An 18,834-nucleotide genomic window follows, 5' to 3' on the forward strand; every position below is an offset into this window, starting at 1 on the left:
GGCGCAAAAGCCTAGTGGCCGCCCGAGCGGGCCCGTTCGCCGCGCTCGCTTTCGGGGCGCACGAGCCCCGTCAGCGTCGCGGATCGGACGTCGGCGCGCACGGTCAGGAACAGGCCCAGGGGGTCGTCGCAGACCCGGTCCCAGGGGAAGGAGGTGGCGTAGGGGCCGGTCAGGCGGAGCTGGACGGCGGCGTCCTGGGGGCGGTCGAGCCGGATCAGGACGCAGCCCAGCAGGTTGCGCACCTCCGCGGGGCCGGGCGCGGCCGCCGGGAGCCGGGCGGACAGGGCGATGGCGCGGTCGGCGGCCGCGTCCAGCCGCGGGCGGGGCACGTCGGGCCCGCAGCCGTCGGCGAGGTAGGCGAAGGCGGCGCGCAGCGGCAGGGCCTGCACGAGCGAGTCGGCGGGGGCGTCCTGGGCGGCCCGGTCGGCGAAGTCGAAGCACTCGCGGTGCGAGCCGTGCCAGGAGGACGCCAGGTAGCGCAGGGCCGCCACATGGCAGCCGTAGTGGTGCGGGTCGCGCCGGACCGCCGCCTCCCACAGCTCCTCGAAGTACCGGTGGCCGGCCCGGCTGCCGCGCGCGTGGTCCAGCGCCACCCGCCAGGGCACCGGGTCCCGGGCGTCGCCGCGCGCGGCGGCCGTGATCAGCGGGCTGACCTCGCGCAGCAGCTCGGCGCGGGCGGGGGAGGGCCAGGCGCGGTCCACCGCGAGCTGCGCGGAGACCAGCAGCACGTCGGGGTCGTACGGCTCGGCCGCGCGCCAGGCGTCCAGCCAGTCGGGGCGCGAGCGGGCGAACGCGGCCAGCCGCAGCGCGTAGCGGTCGCGCTCCTCCCAGCGGCCCTGCGCCCGGGTGGCGGCGAGCAGCTCGGCGGCGGGGCGGTAGGCGCCCCGGGCGACGGCGACCAGGGCCGGGCCCAGCGCCTCGTCGGGCGCGTCGAGCAGTGCCTCGGCGTCCGCGGGCAGCGCGGCGGCGTCGGCGCGGAGGGCGGTGCGCGCCCTCCGGGCGGGGCGGATGAACGAGGGCAGCGAAGCCATGGTTCGACCATTGAAAGTCCGCAGGCCGCACTGGCGCCAGAGGGTTCCGGCAAGCTCGGGAAAGTTGTACGCCGACGGGTCAAGGTCGGGCAAAAGGTGAGACTTCAACAACTTACGCTCCCCGAGGTCACCCGCGCCTCAGCAGCCGTGTCGCGCCCGCCGCCACCGTGGTGGCCAGGACCCAGCCGACCAGGACCATCGCGGCGGACAGCCACTGCCACGCGCCGCTCAGCCGCCACTGACCCGCCTGGCCCAGATCGACGAACGGCAGCAGCAGATCCAGGGCCAGCAGGGCCGGATTCCACTGCGGGCGCGCGCCGGGATCGGCCGGGGGATGGGCGGCGTGCGCGAAGGCGAGCGTGCCGGCCGCCCACAGCACCGCCATCCACACCGCGGCCCGCGCCGGCCGGTACCCGTAGGCCACCGCGCCGTCCTGCACGAAGCCCCACAGCCTGCCGGCCGGCGGCAGCGTCTCGCGGCGGCGGCGCTGCTTGGCGAGCAGCACCTCGCGCGCGTCCTCGTCCTCGCCGGCCTCCCGCAGCACCGCGGCCAGCCGCTCGTACGGCTCCGGGTTGTACTCGGCGGTCGCCGCCGCCACCCAGTGCAGCCGCTCGGCCAGCGAGAACGGACCGCGCGGCACCAGGTTCTCGTAGACGAAGCCGCCCATGTGCAGGCCGCCCGGTCCGGGCCAGCTCGCCGCCCGGTCCACGAGGGTGACGACGCGGGCCCCCGACAGCAGCACCTGGCCGCGCGCCGGGCGCTCCCCGAGGAAGCGCAGCTCGGGCGCCTGCACTCGGCGCAGCGACAGCGCCTGGTCGTCGGTGAAGCCGAACCGGGCCCGCTCCAGGTCCACCGCGTCGCCGAACCGCCCGTCGTCCAGCCGCACCCCGCCCTGGCACGCGAAGTCCTCGATCCGCGTCCCGCGGGCCGGCGTCACCGCGCTCAGCGCCGGGCCGCCGACCCCGGCCGGGGTCAGGTACAGCGTGCGCCCCACGGTGAGCTGCGGGGCGTTCAGCGCCCACCGGCCGCCCGCGCCGGACAGCCGCGCCCCGCGCAGGCTCAGCGACACGCCGACCGTGGCGCCGCGCAGGCTGATCTCGCCGCAGGACTGGAGCAGCTCCGCCGTCAGGTCCTGGCCCACGGTCAGCCCGTCGGCGGCGACCGACCGGCCGGTGCGGTCCCCGCCCAGGACCGCCTGGCTGAGCAGCAGATCCGTGCCGATCCGCGCGTCGGTGAGCCGTATCCCGCGCGGGAAGCGGCAGCGGGGCAGGTGCAGGTCGCCCTCGGTGTGCACCCGGGCCGCCTCCAGCCGGGGCGCCGCGCAGTCCACCAGCCGCACCGTCGAGAAGCGCGCCTCCGGCAGCCGGACCTCCCGCTCGAACCGGCAGCCCAGCAGCTCCACGTACGGCGCCACCGTGCCGCCCGACAGGTCCACCGTGCCCACGATGCGCAGCCCGGTCAGCTTCAACGACGCCACCCTGCCGGTGAGCGCGGGCGGCCCGTCCAGCAGCAGCCGGCACACCGTGTGCGCCCGCACCGTGCGCTCCGGCCCCCAAGGGCGCCCTCCGTGCGGGTCGTCCACCGCCGCGTCCCCGCTGCGCAGGTCGTACGCGCTGCCGTCGCGGAAGGCCAGCCACATCCCGGCCTCGACCTCGGTCAGGTCGTCCGGCAGATCCCCGGCGCGGGCGCAGGCCACCTCGGTCACGCCGCTCTCCCTTCTCCCCCCTCGTCTCGCCCGCTCTCCGCCGCGCCCCGCTCTCCGGCGTTCCCCCGCGTCGTCCCGCACCTCCCGCTCCCCGCGCGTTCCGCGCGGCGTCCCAGCGGTGATGCCCGCTGTGTGACGGTCTGAACGCGGAACGTGAAGAGGATCTTCCAGGCATTCCGGGACGGCCGGAACACGCGGGTCCCGCCGGTGCGTATCGGCCACTGGACAGCGGGATTCTGTATCAGCCATTGATACGGGCGAACTACCCGAGAGCGCGGTCTGCGAGAATTGACCGCGTGATCTCCCGAATCGATCTGCGCGGCGACGCCCTTCCCGAGGGCCTCGCCCTGCGCGACCTGCTGCCCCGGGCCGACTTCGACGTCTCGGCCGCCCTGGAGAAGGTGCGTCCGATCTGCGAGGCCGTGCGCCATCGCGGCGACGCGGCGCTGATCGACTTCGCCGAGCGGTTCGACGGCGTGCGGCTGGAATCGGTCCGCGTCCCCGCCCAGGCGCTCAAGGAGGCGCTGGAAGGGCTCGACCCCGCCGTGCGCGCCGCCCTGGAGGAGTCCGTCCGGCGGGCCCGGCTGGTGCACCGCGCCCAGCGCCGCGCCGCGCACACCACGCAGGTCGTCCCCGGCGGCTCGGTGACCGAGAAGTGGGTGCCGGTCGAGCGGGTCGGCCTGTACGCGCCCGGCGGCCGCTCGGTCTACCCGTCCTCCGTGGTCATGAACGTCGTCCCGGCCCAGGAGGCCGGCGTGGAGTCGATCGCGCTGGCCTCCCCGGCGCAGGCCGCGTCCGGCGGCCTGCCGCACCCGACGATCCTCGCCGCCTGCGCCCTGCTCGGCGTCGACGAGGTCTACGCGGCCGGCGGCGCCAGCGCGGTGGCGATGTTCGCCCACGGCACCGAGTCCTGCCCGCCCGTCACCATGGTCACCGGCCCCGGCAACATCTGGGTCGCCGCGGCCAAGCGCTACTTCACCGGCAAGATCGGCATCGACGCCGAGGCGGGTCCGACCGAGATCGCGATCCTCGCCGACGCCACCGCCGACCCCGTGCACGTCGCCGCCGACCTGATCAGCCAGGCCGAGCACGACCCGCTGGCCGCCGCCGTCCTGGTCACCGACTCCGCCGAGCTGGCGGACGCGGTGGAGGCGGAGCTGCGGCCCCAGGTCGAGGCGACCAAGCACGTCGAGGACCGGATCCGCCCGGCCCTGTCCGGCAAGCAGTCCGCCGTCGTCCTCGTCGACGGCATCGACGAGGGCCTGCGGGTGGTCGACGCCTACGGCGCGGAGCACCTGGAGATCCAGACGGCCGACGCGGCGGCCGTCGCCGACCGCGTCCGCAACGCCGGCGCGATCTTCATCGGCCCGTGGGCGCCCGTCTCGCTCGGCGACTACGCGGCCGGGTCCAACCACGTGCTGCCCACCGGCGGCTGCGCCTGCCACTCCTCGGGCCTGTCCGTGCAGTCCTTCCTGCGCGGCATCCACATCGTGGACTACTCGCGCGAGGCCCTCGCCGAGGTCGCCCACCACGTGGTGACGCTGGCCCAGGCGGAGGACCTGCCGGCGCACGGCGCCGCGGTCACGGCACGGTTCGGGTGGAAGGCGCCGACGACCAAGTGAGCCTCTCCATCGACGATCTGCCCGTCCGGGACGAACTGCGCGGCAAGTCGCCCTACGGCGCCCCCCAGTTGGACGTCCCGGTCCGGCTGAACACGAACGAGAACCCCTACCCGCTGCCCGAACCGCTCGTCGAGCGGATCGCCGAGCGGGTCCGCGAGGCCGCCCGCGGCCTCAACCGCTACCCCGACCGGGACGCGGCGGAGCTGCGGACCGCGCTCGCCGAGTACCTGACCAAGACCGGCGGCCACCCGGTCGCCCGGGAGAACGTCTGGGCGGCCAACGGCTCCAACGAGGTCATCCAGCAACTTCTTCAGACCTTCGCCGGGCCCGGCCGCACCGCGATCGGCTTCGAGCCGTCGTACTCCATGCACGCGCTCATCGCCCGCGGCACCGGCACCGGCTGGATCTCCGGGCCGCGGCGCGAGGACTTCACCGTCGACCCCGCCGCCGCCGAGCGGGCGATCGCCGCGCACCGGCCGGACGTCGTCTTCCTCACCACCCCCAACAACCCCACCGGCAACGCGATCCCGGCGCGGACCGTGCTCGCGCTGTACGAGGCCGCCCAGGCGGCGAAGCCGTCCATGGTCGTCGTCGACGAGGCGTACGTCGAGTTCAGCCACGGCGCCTCGCTGCTGCCGCTGCTTCAGGGCCGGCCGCACCTGGTGATCTCGCGCACCATGTCCAAGGCGTTCGGCGCGGCCGGGCTGCGCCTCGGCTACCTGGCCGCGCACCCGGCGGTCGTGGACGCCGTCCAACTGGTCCGGCTGCCGTACCACCTCTCGGCGGTCACCCAGGTCACCGCGCTGGCCGCCCTGGAGCACACCGACACGCTGCTCCAGTACGTCGAGCGGCTCAAGGCCGAACGGGACCGGCTGGTCGCCGAACTGCGCGCGATCGGCTACGAGGTCACCGAGTCGGACGCCAACTTCGTCCAGTTCGGGCGGTTCGCGGACGCGCACGCCGCGTGGCGGCGGATCCTCGACCGGGGCGTCCTGGTCCGCGACAACGGCGTACCGGGCCGGCTGCGGGTGACCGCCGGCACCCCGGAGGAGAACGACGCGTTCCTCGCCGCGGTGCGCGATCTGAAGAAGGAACAGGAGCAGAGCGCATGAGCAGCCGCGTCGGGCGCGTGGAGCGCACCACCAAGGAGACCTCGGTCCTGGTCGAGATCGACCTCGACGGGACCGGGCGGACCGACATCGCCACCGGGGTCGGCTTCTACGACCACATGCTCGACCAGCTCGGCCGGCACGGGCTGTTCGACCTGACCGTGAAGACCGACGGCGACCTGCACATCGACTCCCACCACACCATCGAGGACACCGCCCTCGCGCTCGGCGCCGCCTTCCGGCAGGCGCTCGGCGACAAGGTGGGGATCCACCGCTTCGGCGACTGCACGGTCCCGCTGGACGAGTCCCTGGCCCAGGTCACCGTCGACCTCTCCGGCCGCCCCTACCTCGTGCACACCGAGCCCGAGAAGATGGCGCCGATGATCGGCGAGTACGACACCACGATGACCCGGCACATCCTGGAGTCCTTCGTCGCCCAGGCGCAGATCGCGCTGCACGTGCACGTGCCCTACGGGCGCAACGCGCACCACATCGTGGAGTGCCAGTTCAAGGCGCTGGCCCGTGCGCTGCGCTACGCCAGCGAGCGCGACCCGCGCGCGGCCGGCATCCTCCCCTCCACGAAAGGCGCGCTGTGAACGGCCTGTCGACCCTGCTGATCGTCGTCGGGCTGTTCCTCGTCGGCGGCATCGTCTCCTTCGTCAAGCAGAAGATGCCGCGCAGCCTGATCGCCGTGCTGTCCATCGGCGCGGCCATGTGCCTGGCCGCCGGCGTGCTGCGGCTGGGGGTGTGGAATTGAGCGCCCCGGCCAAGAGCGTGGTCGTCTTCGACTACGGCTTCGGCAACGTCCGGTCCGCCGAGCGGGCCCTGGCCCGCGCCGGCGCGGAGGTCGAGATCACCCGCGACTTCGACCGGGCGATGAACGCCGACGGCCTGCTGGTGCCCGGCGTCGGCGCCTTCGCCGCCTGCATGCGCGGGCTGACGGAGGCCCGCGGCGACTGGATCATCGACCGGCGGCTGTCCGGCGGCCGCCCGGTGATGGGCATCTGCGTCGGCATGCAGATCCTCTTCGCCCGCGGCATCGAGCACGGCCTGGAGACCGACGGTCTGGACGAGTGGCCCGGCACGGTCGCCCCGCTGGAGGCCGACGTGGTGCCCCACATGGGCTGGAACACCGTGGAGGCGCCGGCCGGCTCGGAGCTGTTCGCCGGCCTCGACGCCGACGCGCGCTTCTACTTCGTGCACTCCTACGCCGTCCAGGAGTGGGGCATGGAGACCGGCAACCCGCTGTTGCACGCCCCCAAGGTCGCTTGGTCCCTCTACGGCAAGCCCTTCGTGGCGGCCGTGGAGAACGGCGCCCTGACGGCGACCCAGTTCCACCCCGAGAAGTCCGGCGACGCCGGCGCGCAGCTCCTGAACAACTGGATCGGATCCCTGTGATGGCTTCGCAGCTCGAACTCCTCCCCGCCGTCGACGTCCGCGACGGCCAGGCCGTCCGCCTGGTGCACGGCGAGTCGGGGACCGAGACCTCCTACGGCGCCCCGCTCCAGGCCGCCCTCGCCTGGCAGGACGCCGGGGCGCAGTGGCTGCACCTGGTCGACCTGGACGCGGCGTTCGGCACCGGGGACAACCGCGCGGTGATCGCCGAGGTCGCCCAGGCCATGGACGTCAAGGTCGAGCTGTCCGGCGGCATCCGCGACGACGACACCCTGGCCGCCGCCCTGGCCACCGGCTGCGCCCGGGTCAACCTGGGCACCGCCGCCCTGGAGAGCCCCGCGTGGGTCGCCGAGGTCATCGCCCGGCACGGCGACCGGATCGCGGTCGGCCTGGACGTCCGCGGCACCACCCTGAGCGGGCGCGGCTGGACCCGGGACGGCGGCGACCTGTACGAGACGCTGGAGCGCCTGGACAAGGAGGGCTGCGCCCGCTACGTCGTCACCGACATCGCCAAGGACGGCACCCTCCAGGGCCCTAACCTGGAGCTGCTGAAGAACGTCTGCGCCGCCACCGACCGCCCGGTGGTGGCCTCCGGCGGCGTCTCCAGCCTCGACGACCTGCGGGCCCTCGCCGCTCTCGTGCCGCTCGGCGTCGAGGGCGCGATCGTCGGCAAGGCCCTGTACGCGAAGGCGTTCACCCTGGAAGAGGCCCTGGAGGCGGTGTCGTCATGACGTCCGGCGCCGTACGGCGGGTGCAGAGCGGCAGCCCCTGGGAGGAGAGCTTCGGCTTCTCCCGCGCCGTCGCGGCCGGGGACCGCGTCCTGGTGGCGGGCACGACGTCCTTCCGGGGCACGGTGCTGTACGGGGAGGGCGACCCCTACGAGCAGGCCAGGGTGGCCTTCGCCGGCGCGCTGGAGGCCATCGCCGAGTTCGGGCTCGGTCCCGAGTCGGTGCTGCGCACCCGGATGTACCTGACCCACACGCGGGACGTCGACGAGGTCGGCCGGGCCCACCAGGAGGTGTTCGGCGCGGTGCGGCCCGTGGCGACCCTGCTGGTGGTGGAGGGCTTCGTCGACCCGCGCATCCTGGTCGAAGTGGAACTAGAGGCGTACCGAGGAGCCGAGAGCCCATGACGCTGGCGGTCCGAGTCATCCCCTGCCTGGACGTGGACGGCGGCCGGGTCGTCAAGGGCGTCAACTTCGAGAACCTGCGCGACGCGGGCGACCCCGTCGAGATGGCCACGGTGTACGACGCCGAGGGCGCCGACGAGCTGACGTTCCTGGACATCACCGCGTCCTCCGGCGACCGCGAGACCACGTATGACGTGGTGCGCCGCACCGCGGAGCAGGTGTTCATCCCGCTGACGGTGGGCGGCGGCGTCCGTACCGCTGAGGACGTGGACCGGCTGCTGCGGGCGGGCGCGGACAAGGTGGGCGTCAACACCGCCGCCATCGCCCGGCCGGAGCTGATCCGCGAGATCGCCGAGCGGTTCGGCCGCCAGGTGCTGGTCCTCTCGGTGGACGCGCGCCGCACGCCGTCGGGCTCGTTCGAGGTGACCACCCACGGCGGGCGCCGCGGCGCCGGACTCGACGCGGTGGAGTGGGCGCACCGGGCCGCGGAGCTGGGCGCCGGGGAGATCCTGCTCAACTCCATGGACGCGGACGGCACGGAGGGCGGCTACGACCTGGAGATGATCAGCGCCGTGCGCAAGCACGTGACGGTCCCGGTCATCGCCTCCGGCGGCGCGGGCCGCCTCGCCGACTTCCCGCCGGCCGTCGCGGCGGGCGCGGACGCGGTGCTGGCCGCCTCGGTGTTCCACTTCGGCAGCCTGCGGATCGGCGAGGTGAAGCAGACGCTGCGGGACGCGGGCCACCCGGTGCGCTGACGCGCCCGCGGCGCCGGCGTCCGCGCAGCGACGCGGGGGAGCCCCGGCCGGGAAGCGGTGCCCGGCGGCCGGGGCTTTTCGCTGGGTAGATGCGCAAGAAAAGTTGCGCAGTTTTCCTTGCGCAATTTTTCTTTCGCATCTAGGGTAGCGACGTGACCGACTGGAAGTACCGCCGGATCTCGGACGTGGGCACCCTCAAGGCGCTCGCGCATCCGCTGCGGCTGAAGCTGTACCGCGCGCTGTACCTGGAGCGGGCGGCGACCGCCTCGCGCCTCGCCCACGTCGTCGACGAGGCGGTGTCCCTGGTCAGCTACCACCTGCGCAAGCTCGCCGAGCACGGACTGATCGAAGAGGCCGAGGGGCGCAGCGAGGACGCGCGCGAGCGCTGGTGGCGACCGGCCTCCGACGGCCTGAGCATCTACGACGAGGACTTCCGGGACGCGCCCGAGAAGACGGCCGCCCACGTGGCCGCCTCCCGGCTCCTGTTCGAGCAGCGCGCCGAGCTGTACCGCCGCCACCTCGACGAGCGGGCCCAGTGGAGCCCCGAGTGGAACGCCGCGTCCTGCGACTCCGAGTACCTGACCGATCTGACCGCCCCCGAACTGGCCGAGCTGACCGCGGAACTGCACGCCGTGCTCATGAAGTACCAGACCCAGGGGCGGGCCGCCCAAGCCGCCGGCGACACCGAAGGGCGCGAGCACGTCGCGCTGCACGTGTACGGATTCCCCTTCCGCGTCTGAGAGAGGCAGCCCCCGTGACCAGCCCGCCCGCGATACCGGCCGCCGTCGCCCTCCCCGCCGAACGCCCGGCGCACCGCGACGGCAACGTGTTGCGCTGGCTCGGCGCCTACACCGCGTCGACGGTCGGCGACAACGTCTACTACCTCGCCCTGTCCTGGGCGGCGGTCAGCACCGGCACCCCCGCGCAGGCCGGCGTCGTCACGGCGGTCAGCGCGCTGCCCCGGGCGCTGCTGATGCTGGGCGGGGGAGTGGTCGCGGACCGGTTCGGGCCGCGCCGGGTCGTCATCGGCGGCGACGCCGTCCGGTGCGCCGCCGTGCTCACGGCGGCCGCGGTGCTGTGGCTGTCCGACCCCGGGCTGTGGCCGCTGACCCTGCTGGCCCTGGTCTTCGGCACGGTGGACGCGATGTTCCTGCCCGCGGTGGGCGCGCTGCCCGTCCGGGTGACGGGTCCCGGCCAGCTCGCCCGGGTGCAGGGGATGCGGGGCATGGCGATACGTTTCGCCAACGTCGTCGGCGCCCCGCTGGGCGGCCTCGGGGTCGCGCTCGGCGGCGCCGCGGCGGCTTTCGGGATCGCGGGCCTGCTGATCGCGGTGTCCGTGCCGTTGCTGGTCTCCGTGCGGATGCGCGCGCTGCCCTCCGACGAGGCCGCGGGCGCCGCCGCCGATGCTTCGGGCGCCGCTGACGGCGAGAGCGCCGCCCGCGCCACCGCCTGGCACGACGTGGCGGCGGGGTTGCGCCACATCCGCCGCAGCCGCGTCCTCGGCCCGCTGATGCTGGCCATCGCCCTGGGCGACCTCGGCTTCGTCGGGCCGCTCAACGTCGGTCTCACCCTGCTGGCCGACGAACGCGGCTGGGGCGCCTCCGGGGCCGGCTGGGTGCTGGCCGGGTTCGGCGCGGGAGCCGGCGCGGCCTCCCTGCTGCTGACCGTGCGCGGACGGCTGCCGCACGCGGGCTGGATCACCGGCGGCGCGTGCATCGCGGGCGCCGCGGCCATCGGCGCCCTTCCGCACGCCCCGAGCGTCCTCGCCGCCGCCGGGACGGCCCTGCTGGTCGGCCTCCTGGCGGGGACCAGCGGCGCGTTGTGCGGGGCGCTGCTCCAGACCTCGGCGGCGCCCGCCTACCTCGGCCGGGTCACCGCCGTCGCCAGCCTGGTCAGTCTCGGCTTCGCCCCGCTGTCCATGCCGCTGTCCGCCGCCGCGATCGGCGCCTGGGGCACCGGTCCCGTCTTCGCCGTCAGCGCGGTGGTCTGCGCCCTGGGCGGCGTCGTCGCGCTGGCCGCCCCCGGCCTGCGCCGCGCCGAGCTGCCCGGCTGAGGGGCGCGCTCGCCGCGACCGGCCGGACGGCTCAGAAGCCCAGCCGCTTCGACTCCGAGACCGTGTCGATCGCGTCCTGCTCGCCCTCCAGCGCCACCCGGGCCGCGTCCTGCCGCCCGAAGGCGAACAGCAGCAGCTCGGAGGGCTCCCCGGTGGCCGTCACCACCGGCGTGCCCCGATGGGCGACGACCGTCTGGCCGTTGGGACGGCGCAGCACCAGTCCCGTCGGCACGCCCCGGCCGAGCAGCCGGGCGGTGCGCTCCAGGCGCGACCACAGCGCCTCCTGGAAGACCGGGTCCAGCTCGCGCGGCGTCCAGTCGGGCCGGGCGCGGCGGACGTCCTCGGCGTGGACGTAGAACTCCACCGTGTTCGCCGCCTCGTCCACCTGCTTGAGCTGGAAGGGCGAGAAGCGCGGCGGGCCGGTGCGGATGAGCTGCAACAGCTCGTCGTAGGGCTTCGCGGCGTACTCCTGGTGCACCTTCTCCAGGCGCGCGGCGAGCGGCTTGATCATCGCGCCCCCCGCGGCGTCCGGGCGCCGCTCGCGCACCACCACGTGCGCGGCGAGGTCGCGGGTGCGCCAGCCCTCGCAGAGCGTGGGCGCGTCCGGCCCCGCGGTCTCCAAGAGGTCGGCGAGCAGAAGCCGTTCACGCTGGGCAAAGGTCGACATGGGGTCAGCCTACGGCCACGGAGCGCGTCCGCGCACCCGGCCGCGGGCCCGGATCCGCCGCCCGGCGCGGCACAATGGCACCCATGACCAGCACGCCCGGCGCCCCCCGGCCCAGCAGCCTCGACCCCGCCGTCGCCGCCCGCCTCAAGCGCGGCGCCGACGGCCTCGTCCCCGCCATCGCCCAGCAGTACGACACCGGCGAGGTGCTGATGCTCGGCTGGATGGACGACGAGGCGCTGCACCGCACGCTGACCACCGGCCGCTGCACCTACTGGTCGCGCAGCCGCGGGGAGTACTGGGTCAAGGGCGACACCTCCGGGCACGTGCAGCGGGTCAAGTCCGTCGCGCTGGACTGCGACGCCGACACCCTGCTGGTCAAGGTCGACCAGACCGGCGCCGCCTGCCACACCGGCGACCGCACGTGCTTCGAGGCCGACGTGCTCCTCGCGACCGGCGAGACGGCGGAGGTCGCGGTGGCCGCCGTGGCCGCTGGGACCGCTGAGGTTCCTGAGACCGCCGGGACCGCCGGGACTGCTGAGACCAGCGGGACCACTGACACCGCCGGGACTGCTGAAGCCACAGGGACCGCCGTGACCGCCGGGACTGCCGTGACCGGCGCCCCGGTCTCGGATCGGTAGGGTCGGCCGCCATGGACCTCGAGACGTTCCGCAAGCTCGCCGCCGACCGCCGCGTCATCCCGGTCACCCGCAAGCTCCTCGCCGACGGCGACACCCCCGTCGCGCTCTACCGCAAGCTCGCCGCCGAGCGCCCCGGCACCTTCCTGCTGGAGTCCGCCGAGAACGGCAGCTCCGCGTTCACCTGGTCCCGTTACTCCTTCGTCGGCGTGCGCAGCTCCGCCGCCCTCACCGAGAAGGACGGCCGCGCCCACTGGCTGGGCGCCCCGCCGGTCGGCGTCCCCGTCGAGGGAGACCCGCTGGCCGCCCTCCGCGGCGCCGTGGAGGCCCTGCACACGCCCCGCGACCTCGCCCAGGACCTGGACCTGCCGCCCTTCACCGGCGGCATGGTCGGCTACCTCGGCTACGACGTCGTGCGCCGTCTGGAGAAGGTCGGCCCCGGCGGGCGGGACGACCTGAAGCTGCCCGAGCTGACCATGCTGCTCACCTCCGACCTCGCCGTCCTCGACCACTGGGACGGCACGGTCCTGCTCATCGCCAACGCGATCAACCACAACGACCTCGACACCGGCGTCGACGACGCTTATGCGGACGCCGTGGCGCGCCTGGACGCGATGGAGGCCGACCTCTCCCGCCCGGTCGCCCAGCCGCCCGCCGCCCTGCCGCCGTCCGAACTGCCCCCGTACACCGCGCGCTGGGGCGGCGCGGACTTCCAGGCCGCCGTCGAGGACGTCAAGGAGCGCATCCGCGCGGGCGAGGCGTTCCAGGTCGTCCCCTCCCAGCGCTTCGAGACGCCGTGCACGGCGAGCGCACTGGACGTCTACCGGGTGCTGCGGGCCACCAACCCCTCGCCGTACATGTACCTGTTCCGCTTCGACGGCTTCGACGTGGTCGGCTCCTCGCCCGAGGCGCTGGTCAAGGTCGAGGACGGCCGGGCCATGGTCCACCCCATCGCCGGCACCCGGCCGCGCGGCGCCACCCCGCGGGAGGACCAGGACCTCGCCGACGAGCTGCTGGCCGACCCCAAGGAGCGCGCCGAGCACCTGATGCTCGTCGATCTCGGGCGCAACGACCTCGGACGGGTCTGCGAGCCGGGCTCCGTCGAGGTCGTCGACTTCATGTCCGTCGAGCGCTACTCGCACGTGATGCACATCGTCTCGACCGTCACCGGGCGCGTCGCCGACGGCCGCAGCGCCTTCGACGTGCTCACGGCCTGCTTCCCGGCCGGCACCCTGTCCGGGGCGCCCAAGCCGCGCGCCCTCCAGATCATCGACGAGCTGGAACCGTCCCGGCGCGGGCTGTACGGCGGCTGCGTGGGCTACCTGGACTTCGCCGGGGACTCCGACACCGCCATCGCCATCCGCACCGCCCTGCTGCGCGACGGAACCGCCCACGTCCAGGCGGGCGCGGGGATCGTCGCCGACTCCGACCCGGTGGCCGAGGACGCCGAGTGCCGCAACAAGGCCGCCGCCGTGCTGCGGGCCGTGCACACCGCCAACCGGCTGGGGTCCGCCCCGCGCGACCCCGGGTGACCGTCCGCCCCGCGCGCAGGCGATAGTGGAGTACGTGACTGCCCTACCCCGCACCCGCACCGAAGCCGCCGCCCCCGCCCGGCCCGGCCGCCGCAGCCTCGCTCTGGCTCTGCTGTGCGGCGCGCTCGGCGCGGCCGTGGCGCTGCTGGCCTCCCGGCAGCGCTGGGCGGAGGGCACCGCGACGGTGGCCGGCGGCGCCTTCCCGCTGTCCGTCGACGGAAGCGACGTCACCGGCGTGCCCGCGGCGCTCGCCGTCGTGGGGCTGGCCGCGCTCGTGGCCGTCTTCGCCGTCCGCCGCACCGGCCGCTTCCTGGTGGCGGGCCTGCTCGCGCTGTCCGGCGCCGGCACCGTCGCCGCCGCCCTGGCGGGCGCGTCCGACGGCGCCGCCCTCGACGAGAAGGCCGCCCAGGCGTCCGGCGACACCGCCGCGACCGCCGCCTCGCTCAGCCACACCGCCTGGCCCTACGTCGCGGTCGCCGGCGGGGCGCTGATCCTGCTGGCCGGCCTCCTCGCCCTGGCCTACGGACGGCTGTGGCCGGCCATGTCCGGCCGCTACGAACGCTCCGGAGCGCCCCGCGCCCGTGCGCCGCGCCCGGTCGACCCGGACCGCCCCGAGGACCTGTGGAAGGCCCTCGACCGCGGCGAGGACCCGACGACCGACGACCCGGCCTGACCCCGGCCCGCGGCCGACCGGTTCGCCGCGCCGCGCTCCCGCCGCGGTGAGCGCCCGGCGGGGACCACCCCCGGTCACGCCGCGTGCGCGCGTACGGGACAATGAGCCGAGCGTCCGGCTCGGACACGCACGAGCGAGCACGAGCAACCCCCGAGCAAGCACGAGCAACCCCAGCAACCCCAGCAACCCCAGCAACGAGGAGCAAGTCATGGCGGGCAGCAGCCACGGTCACACCCCGGCCGCCTGGACCGGTGTCATCATCGCCTTCATCGGTTTCTGCGTCGCGGGCGCCTTCATGGTGGCGGCCATGCCGGTGGGCTTCTGGGCCGGCATCGGCGTCGTGCTGCTCGGCGGTGTCGTCGGCGCCGTCATGCGCATGATGGGCATGGGCCAGAAGAACGAGCACCCGGTGCACCAGATGGCCGAGCCGGCCCGCGTCGAGAGCTGACACCGGGGGCGACACCCGGTCGGACGCGCGCGACGGACCCGTACGACACGGGACGAGGGGCGGCCCCGGGCCGCCCCTCGCCCGTTCTCCCGCCGCCGCACGGACGTCCGGCGTCCCGCCCGCGCGGCTGCGGGCACGCGCGGCGCCGGGCAGAATGCGTCACGTGACAGCCGACAGCAGGAGGGCCGCGCCCGGCCGGATGCCCATACCCGCCCCGCGCGCCGCGTACGACGCCCCCGCGGCGCCCGCCATGCACCCGCGGGCCGTCCTCGGACGGCTCGCCGTGCCCGCCGGGATCCTGGCCGCCGTCGCCGGCGCCGCCGCCTACGTGGGGACGGTCGACCCCAACCAGCCCGGCCACTACCCGGCCTGCCCGCTGCTGCGCCTGACCGGCCTGTACTGCCCCGGCTGCGGCGGCCTGCGCAGCGCGCACGCCCTCGTCCACGGGGACCTGCTCACCGCCCTGCACGACAACGCCCTGGCCGTCGTGGGCGCCGTCGTCTTCGCCGCGGTGTGGACCGCCTGGGCGGCCGCCGCGGTACGCGGCCGGCCCCTGCGGCTCGCGCTCGGCACGGCCCAGACGTGGTGCCTGGTCGCGCTGGTCGTCGTCTTCACCGTGGTCCGCAACCTGCCCCAGGGCGCCCTGCTGCACCCCTGAGCGGCCGGTGCGCGTCCAGGTCGTGGGACCGCCGTCCACCGGATGCGGGGCCTTCGCCCTCCTGCGGATACCATCGCAGTGACCGCCGGTTCCGGCCCGCTTGATCCCCGTCAGCCGGTCGCCGGAGGCCGCTCGACCCGCTGGAACATCCCACCGTCTGGAAGGGGGCCGCTCGCGTGAGTGTGCTCGACGAGATCATCGACGGAGTCCGTGCCGACCTTGCGGAACGGCAGGCGCGCGTCAGCCTCGACGAGCTCAAGGAGCGCGCGGCGAAGGCGCCCGCGGCCAAGGACGGCGTGGCCGCGCTGCGCGGCGACGGCGTCAAGGTGATCTGCGAGGTCAAGCGCTCCAGCCCGTCCAAGGGCGCGCTCGCCGCCATCGCCGACCCGGCCGGACTCGCCGCGGACTACGAGGCCGGCGGCGCCTCCGTCATCTCGGTGCTGACCGAGCAGCGGCGCTTCGGCGGCTCGCTGGCCGACCTGGAGGCGGTCCGCGCCCGCGTGGACGTCCCCGTCCTGCGCAAGGACTTCGTCGTCACCTCCTACCAGCTCTGGGAGGCCCGAGCCCACGGCGCCGACCTCGTGCTGCTGATCGTGGCCGCCCTGGACCAGCCCGCCCTGGAGTCGCTGATCGAGCGCGCCGAGTCCATCGGGCTCACCCCGCTTGTCGAGGTGCACGACGAGGACGAGGCAGAGCGCGCGGTGGCCGCGGGCGCCAAGGTCGTCGGCGTCAACGCGCGCGACCTGAAGACGCTGAAGGTCGACCGCGACACCTTCGAGCGGGTCGCTCCGGAGATCCCGGACGGCGTCGTCAAGGTCGCCGAGTCCGGCGTGCGCGGCCCGCACGACCTGATCGCCTACGCCAACGCCGGCGCCGACGCGGTCCTGGTCGGCGAGTCCCTCGTCACCGGCCGCGACCCGAAGACCGCGGTCGCCGACCTGGTGGCGGCCGGCGCCCACCCGGCGCTGCGGCACGGCCGGAGCTGAACCTTCGCTAGGCTGGGCCCCGATGAAGCTCCCGCTCACCCCCGTCGCCCGGGACCCGTACGCCCGCCTCGCGCGCGGCTGCCGGCCCCGCGGCTGCCGTGCGCCCGCGCGCCGGGTGCACGGACGCCGGGTGCGCTACGTGATCGGGGACGAGCCGGGCCAGGTGAACGGACGCCGATGGCAGCGCCCTCGCGGGGCGAGGGACTCGGTCTGAGCGCGCGGCGCCGCGCGGCCGCCGTCGGCCGCGGCGGGCCCGCGGGCCGCTGACCGTCCCCGTCCCCACGGAGAGCAGCGTCCTTTCCCGCACCCACCGTGAGGCTTCCGCATGCCCAGCGACTTCTTCATCCCCGATCCCGAGGGCCGTGTGCCCAGCGCCGAAGGCTACTTCGGCGCCTACGGCGGCAAGTTCATCCCGGAGGCGCTGGTCGCCGCCGTGGACGAGGTCGCCGTCGAGTACGACAAGGCCAAGGCCGACCCCGAGTTCGCCCGCGAGCTGGACGACCTGCTGGTGAACTACACCGGCCGCCCCAGCGCGCTCACCGAGGTACCGAGGTTCGCCGAGCAGGCCGGGGGCGCCCGGGTGTTCCTCAAGCGCGAGGACCTCAACCACACCGGCTCCCACAAGATCAACAATGTGCTCGGGCAGGCCCTGCTCACCCGGCGCATGGGCAAGACCCGGGTGATCGCCGAGACCGGCGCCGGCCAGCACGGCGTCGCCACCGCCACGGCCTGCGCGCTCTTCGGCCTCGACTGCACCGTCTACATGGGCGAGATCGACACCGAGCGGCAGGCGCTCAACGTGGCCCGGATGCGCATGCTCGGCGCCGAGGTCGTCGCCGTGAAGTCCGGCAGCCGCACGCTGAAGGACGCCATCAACGAGGCGTTCCGCGACTGGGTCGCCAACGTCGACCGCACCCACTACCTGTTCGGCACCGTCGCCGGGCCGCACCCGTTCCCGGCGATGGTCCGCGACTTCCACCGGGTGATCGGCGTCGAGGCCCGCCGCCAGCTCCTGGAGCGCACCGGGCGGCTGCCGGACGCCGCCGTCGCCTGCGTCGGCGGCGGCTCCAACGCCATCGGCCTCTTCCACGCCTTCCTCCCCGACGAGGGCGTCCGCCTCATCGGCTGCGAACCGGCGGGCCACGGCGTGCACACCGGCGAGCACGCGGCGACCCTGACCGCCGGCGAGCCCGGCGTCCTGCACGGCTCCCGCTCCTACGTCCTCCAGGACGACGAGGGCCAGATCACCGAGCCCTACTCCATCTCGGCCGGCCTGGACTACCCGGGCATCGGCCCCGAGCACGCCTACCTCAAGGACTCCGGCCGCGGCGAGTACCGCGCGGTCACCGACGACGCGGCGATGCGGGCCCTGCGCCTGCTGTCGCGCACCGAGGGGATCATCCCGGCGATCGAGAGCGCGCACGCGCTGGCCGGCGCCCTGGAGGTCGGCCGGGAGCTGGGCGAGGACGGACTGATCGTGGTCAACCTCTCCGGCCGCGGCGACAAGGACATGGACACCGCCGCCCGCTACTTCGGGCTGTACGAGGCCGACGCCGAGGTGGCCGCCGACCAGGCCGCCACCGCCGAGATCGAGGGAGACGCCCAGTGAGCGGAAACGTCCGGCTTCTGTCCGACACCCTCGCCGCCGCACGGGCGGAGGGCCGCTCCGCCCTCATCGCCTACCTCCCGGCCGGCTTCCCGACCGTGGACGGCGGCATCGAGGCGGTCAAGGCCGTCTTCGACGGCGGCGCCGACGTCGTCGAGGTCGGGCTCCCGCACAGCGACCCGGTCCTGGACGGACCGGTCATCCAGACCGCCGACGACATCGCCCTGCGCGGCGGCGTCCGCATCGCCGACGTGCTGCGCACGGTCCGCGAGGCGCACGCGGCCACCGGCAAGCCGGTCCTCGTCATGACCTACTGGAACCCCGTCGACCGCTACGGCGTCGAGCGGTTCACCGCCGAGCTGGCCGAGGCGGGCGGCGCCGGCTGCATCCTGCCCGACCTGCCGGTCCAGGAGTCCGCGCTGTGGCGCGAGCACGCTGACAAGCAGGGCCTGGCGACCGTCTTCGTGGTGGCGCCCAGCAGCAGGGACGAGCGGCTCGCCGAGATCACCGCGGTCGGCTCCGGCTTCGTCTACGCCGCCTCCCTGATGGGCGTCACCGGCACCCGCGAGTCCGTCGGCGCGCAGGCCCAGGACCTGGTGGAGCGCACCCGCGCCACCGCCGCCCACCTGCCCGTCTGCGTCGGCCTCGGGGTCTCGAACGCGGCCCAGGCCGCCGAGGTCGCCGGGTTCGCCGACGGTGTGATCGTCGGCTCGGCGTTCGTCAAGCGGATGCTGGACGCCCCCGACCACGCGGCCGGCCTCGACGCCGTCCGCGCCCTCGCCGGCGAGCTGGCGGACGGGGTGCGCGGACGGGCGTAAGACCCCGCCGCG

Annotated in this window: 20 protein-coding genes and 1 pseudogene; 18 read left to right on the plus strand and 3 right to left on the minus strand. The window is 75.0% G+C overall.

Features of this window, described 5'->3' with window-relative positions:
* Positions 1–11: 11 nt before the first annotated feature.
* Together ABZ861_RS03515 and ABZ861_RS03520 are read right to left on the minus strand one after the other, a co-directional pair.
* The gene (locus ABZ861_RS03515; protein ID WP_361622951.1) at positions 12–1,031 is read right to left on the minus strand and encodes a hypothetical protein; all 1,020 of its coding nucleotides are present in this window, start codon (positions 1,029–1,031) and stop codon (positions 12–14) included.
* 127 nt (positions 1,032–1,158) lie between these two features.
* A complete protein-coding gene (locus tag ABZ861_RS03520) occupies positions 1,159–2,736 on the minus strand; it encodes an oxidoreductase (RefSeq protein WP_361622954.1) in 1,578 nt (525 codons plus the stop codon).
* 296 nt (positions 2,737–3,032) lie between these two features.
* Between ABZ861_RS03520 and hisD the strand changes: the two genes are divergently transcribed.
* From hisD to ABZ861_RS03570, 10 genes are all read left to right on the plus strand, one after another.
* Positions 3,033–4,358 (plus strand): histidinol dehydrogenase, encoded by a 1,326-nt coding sequence (gene hisD, locus ABZ861_RS03525; protein WP_361622957.1) that lies wholly within the window; start codon positions 3,033–3,035, stop codon positions 4,356–4,358.
* A complete protein-coding gene (locus ABZ861_RS03530) occupies positions 4,355–5,470 on the plus strand; it encodes a histidinol-phosphate transaminase (RefSeq protein WP_361622960.1) in 1,116 nt (371 codons plus the stop codon). Before hisD ends, ABZ861_RS03530 begins: the two co-directional genes overlap by 4 nt.
* Entirely contained in the window at positions 5,467–6,063 is a 597-nt protein-coding gene (gene hisB / locus ABZ861_RS03535) for an imidazoleglycerol-phosphate dehydratase HisB (protein ID WP_361622963.1), read from the plus strand. Before ABZ861_RS03530 ends, hisB begins: the two co-directional genes overlap by 4 nt.
* Positions 6,060–6,224 (plus strand): hypothetical protein, encoded by a 165-nt coding sequence (locus tag ABZ861_RS03540; RefSeq protein ID WP_361622966.1) that lies wholly within the window; start codon positions 6,060–6,062, stop codon positions 6,222–6,224. Before hisB ends, ABZ861_RS03540 begins: the two co-directional genes overlap by 4 nt.
* Complete coding sequence (hisH, locus tag ABZ861_RS03545; RefSeq protein WP_361622969.1) at positions 6,215–6,865, plus strand: imidazole glycerol phosphate synthase subunit HisH; 651 nt, start codon at positions 6,215–6,217, stop codon at positions 6,863–6,865. Before ABZ861_RS03540 ends, hisH begins: the two co-directional genes overlap by 10 nt.
* On the plus strand, positions 6,865–7,593 hold the full coding sequence (gene priA / locus ABZ861_RS03550; protein ID WP_361622972.1) for a bifunctional 1-(5-phosphoribosyl)-5-((5-phosphoribosylamino)methylideneamino)imidazole-4-carboxamide isomerase/phosphoribosylanthranilate isomerase PriA: 729 nt from the start codon (positions 6,865–6,867) through the stop codon (positions 7,591–7,593). The genes hisH and priA overlap by 1 nt, the downstream gene beginning before the upstream one ends.
* Positions 7,590–7,994, plus strand: a complete 405-nt coding sequence (locus ABZ861_RS03555) for a RidA family protein (protein WP_361622975.1) — start codon at positions 7,590–7,592, stop codon at positions 7,992–7,994. The genes priA and ABZ861_RS03555 overlap by 4 nt, the downstream gene beginning before the upstream one ends.
* Positions 7,991–8,746: an imidazole glycerol phosphate synthase subunit HisF gene (gene hisF / locus ABZ861_RS03560; protein WP_361622978.1), complete on the plus strand. Its 756-nt coding sequence runs from the start codon at positions 7,991–7,993 to the stop codon at positions 8,744–8,746. Before ABZ861_RS03555 ends, hisF begins: the two co-directional genes overlap by 4 nt.
* A 152-nt stretch (positions 8,747–8,898) precedes the next feature.
* Positions 8,899–9,486 (plus strand): helix-turn-helix domain-containing protein, encoded by a 588-nt coding sequence (locus tag ABZ861_RS03565; protein WP_361622981.1) that lies wholly within the window; start codon positions 8,899–8,901, stop codon positions 9,484–9,486.
* Positions 9,487–9,500: 14 nt separating this feature from the next.
* Complete coding sequence (locus ABZ861_RS03570; RefSeq protein WP_361622984.1) at positions 9,501–10,799, plus strand: MFS transporter; 1,299 nt, start codon at positions 9,501–9,503, stop codon at positions 10,797–10,799.
* A 31-nt stretch (positions 10,800–10,830) separates the two neighbouring features.
* Here ABZ861_RS03570 and ABZ861_RS03575 read toward each other — a convergent pair whose 3' ends face one another.
* Positions 10,831–11,466, minus strand: a complete 636-nt coding sequence (locus tag ABZ861_RS03575) for a TIGR03085 family metal-binding protein (RefSeq protein WP_361622987.1) — start codon at positions 11,464–11,466, stop codon at positions 10,831–10,833.
* Between the two features lie 83 nt (positions 11,467–11,549).
* On the opposite strand from ABZ861_RS03575, the pseudogene hisI reads away from it, so the two are divergent.
* The 8 genes and pseudogenes from hisI to trpA all read left to right on the plus strand — a co-directional run.
* A pseudogene (hisI, locus tag ABZ861_RS03580) lies at positions 11,550–11,903 on the plus strand (phosphoribosyl-AMP cyclohydrolase); the annotation flags it as partial.
* A gap of 212 nt (positions 11,904–12,115) precedes the next feature.
* Positions 12,116–13,633 carry an anthranilate synthase component I gene (locus tag ABZ861_RS03585; RefSeq protein WP_361622990.1) on the plus strand — a complete coding sequence of 506 codons (1,518 nt, stop codon included), beginning with the start codon at positions 12,116–12,118 and terminating at the stop codon, positions 13,631–13,633.
* A gap of 25 nt (positions 13,634–13,658) precedes the next feature.
* Positions 13,659–14,306, plus strand: coding sequence for a TIGR02234 family membrane protein (locus ABZ861_RS03590; protein ID WP_361622993.1), 648 nt, complete (start codon positions 13,659–13,661; stop codon positions 14,304–14,306).
* Between the two features lie 208 nt (positions 14,307–14,514).
* Complete coding sequence (locus ABZ861_RS03595) at positions 14,515–14,754, plus strand: HGxxPAAW family protein (protein WP_361622996.1); 240 nt, start codon at positions 14,515–14,517, stop codon at positions 14,752–14,754.
* Between the two features lie 154 nt (positions 14,755–14,908).
* Entirely contained in the window at positions 14,909–15,412 is a 504-nt protein-coding gene (locus tag ABZ861_RS03600; RefSeq protein ID WP_361622999.1) for a DUF2752 domain-containing protein, read from the plus strand.
* Between the two features lie 176 nt (positions 15,413–15,588).
* Entirely contained in the window at positions 15,589–16,398 is an 810-nt protein-coding gene (gene trpC / locus ABZ861_RS03605) for an indole-3-glycerol phosphate synthase TrpC (RefSeq protein ID WP_361623002.1), read from the plus strand.
* Between the two features lie 325 nt (positions 16,399–16,723).
* On the plus strand, positions 16,724–18,007 hold the full coding sequence (trpB, locus tag ABZ861_RS03610) for a tryptophan synthase subunit beta (protein ID WP_361623005.1): 1,284 nt from the start codon (positions 16,724–16,726) through the stop codon (positions 18,005–18,007).
* On the plus strand, positions 18,004–18,822 hold the full coding sequence (gene trpA, locus ABZ861_RS03615) for a tryptophan synthase subunit alpha (protein WP_361623008.1): 819 nt from the start codon (positions 18,004–18,006) through the stop codon (positions 18,820–18,822). The genes trpB and trpA overlap by 4 nt, the downstream gene beginning before the upstream one ends.
* Positions 18,823–18,834: the final 12 nt, after the last annotated feature.

Origin of the sequence: Streptomyces sp. NPDC046985 (assembly GCF_040644415.1) — a bacterium.
Lineage (GTDB): Bacteria > Actinomycetota > Actinomycetes > Streptomycetales > Streptomycetaceae > Streptomyces.

Coding starts and splice junctions, on each gene's coding strand:
- ABZ861_RS03515 (WP_361622951.1), bottom strand. CDS start 1,031: ATGGCTTCGCTGCCCTCGTTCATCCGCCCCGCCCGGAGGGCGCGCACC.
- hisB (WP_361622963.1), top strand. CDS start 5,467: ATGAGCAGCCGCGTCGGGCGCGTGGAGCGCACCACCAAGGAGACCTCG.
- priA (WP_361622972.1), top strand. CDS start 6,865: ATGGCTTCGCAGCTCGAACTCCTCCCCGCCGTCGACGTCCGCGACGGC.
- ABZ861_RS03555 (WP_361622975.1), top strand. CDS start 7,590: ATGACGTCCGGCGCCGTACGGCGGGTGCAGAGCGGCAGCCCCTGGGAG.
- hisF (WP_361622978.1), top strand. CDS start 7,991: ATGACGCTGGCGGTCCGAGTCATCCCCTGCCTGGACGTGGACGGCGGC.
- ABZ861_RS03575 (WP_361622987.1), bottom strand. CDS start 11,466: ATGTCGACCTTTGCCCAGCGTGAACGGCTTCTGCTCGCCGACCTCTTG.
- ABZ861_RS03585 (WP_361622990.1), top strand. CDS start 12,116: ATGGACCTCGAGACGTTCCGCAAGCTCGCCGCCGACCGCCGCGTCATC.
- ABZ861_RS03595 (WP_361622996.1), top strand. CDS start 14,515: ATGGCGGGCAGCAGCCACGGTCACACCCCGGCCGCCTGGACCGGTGTC.
- ABZ861_RS03600 (WP_361622999.1), top strand. CDS start 14,909: ATGCGTCACGTGACAGCCGACAGCAGGAGGGCCGCGCCCGGCCGGATG.
- trpB (WP_361623005.1), top strand. CDS start 16,724: ATGCCCAGCGACTTCTTCATCCCCGATCCCGAGGGCCGTGTGCCCAGC.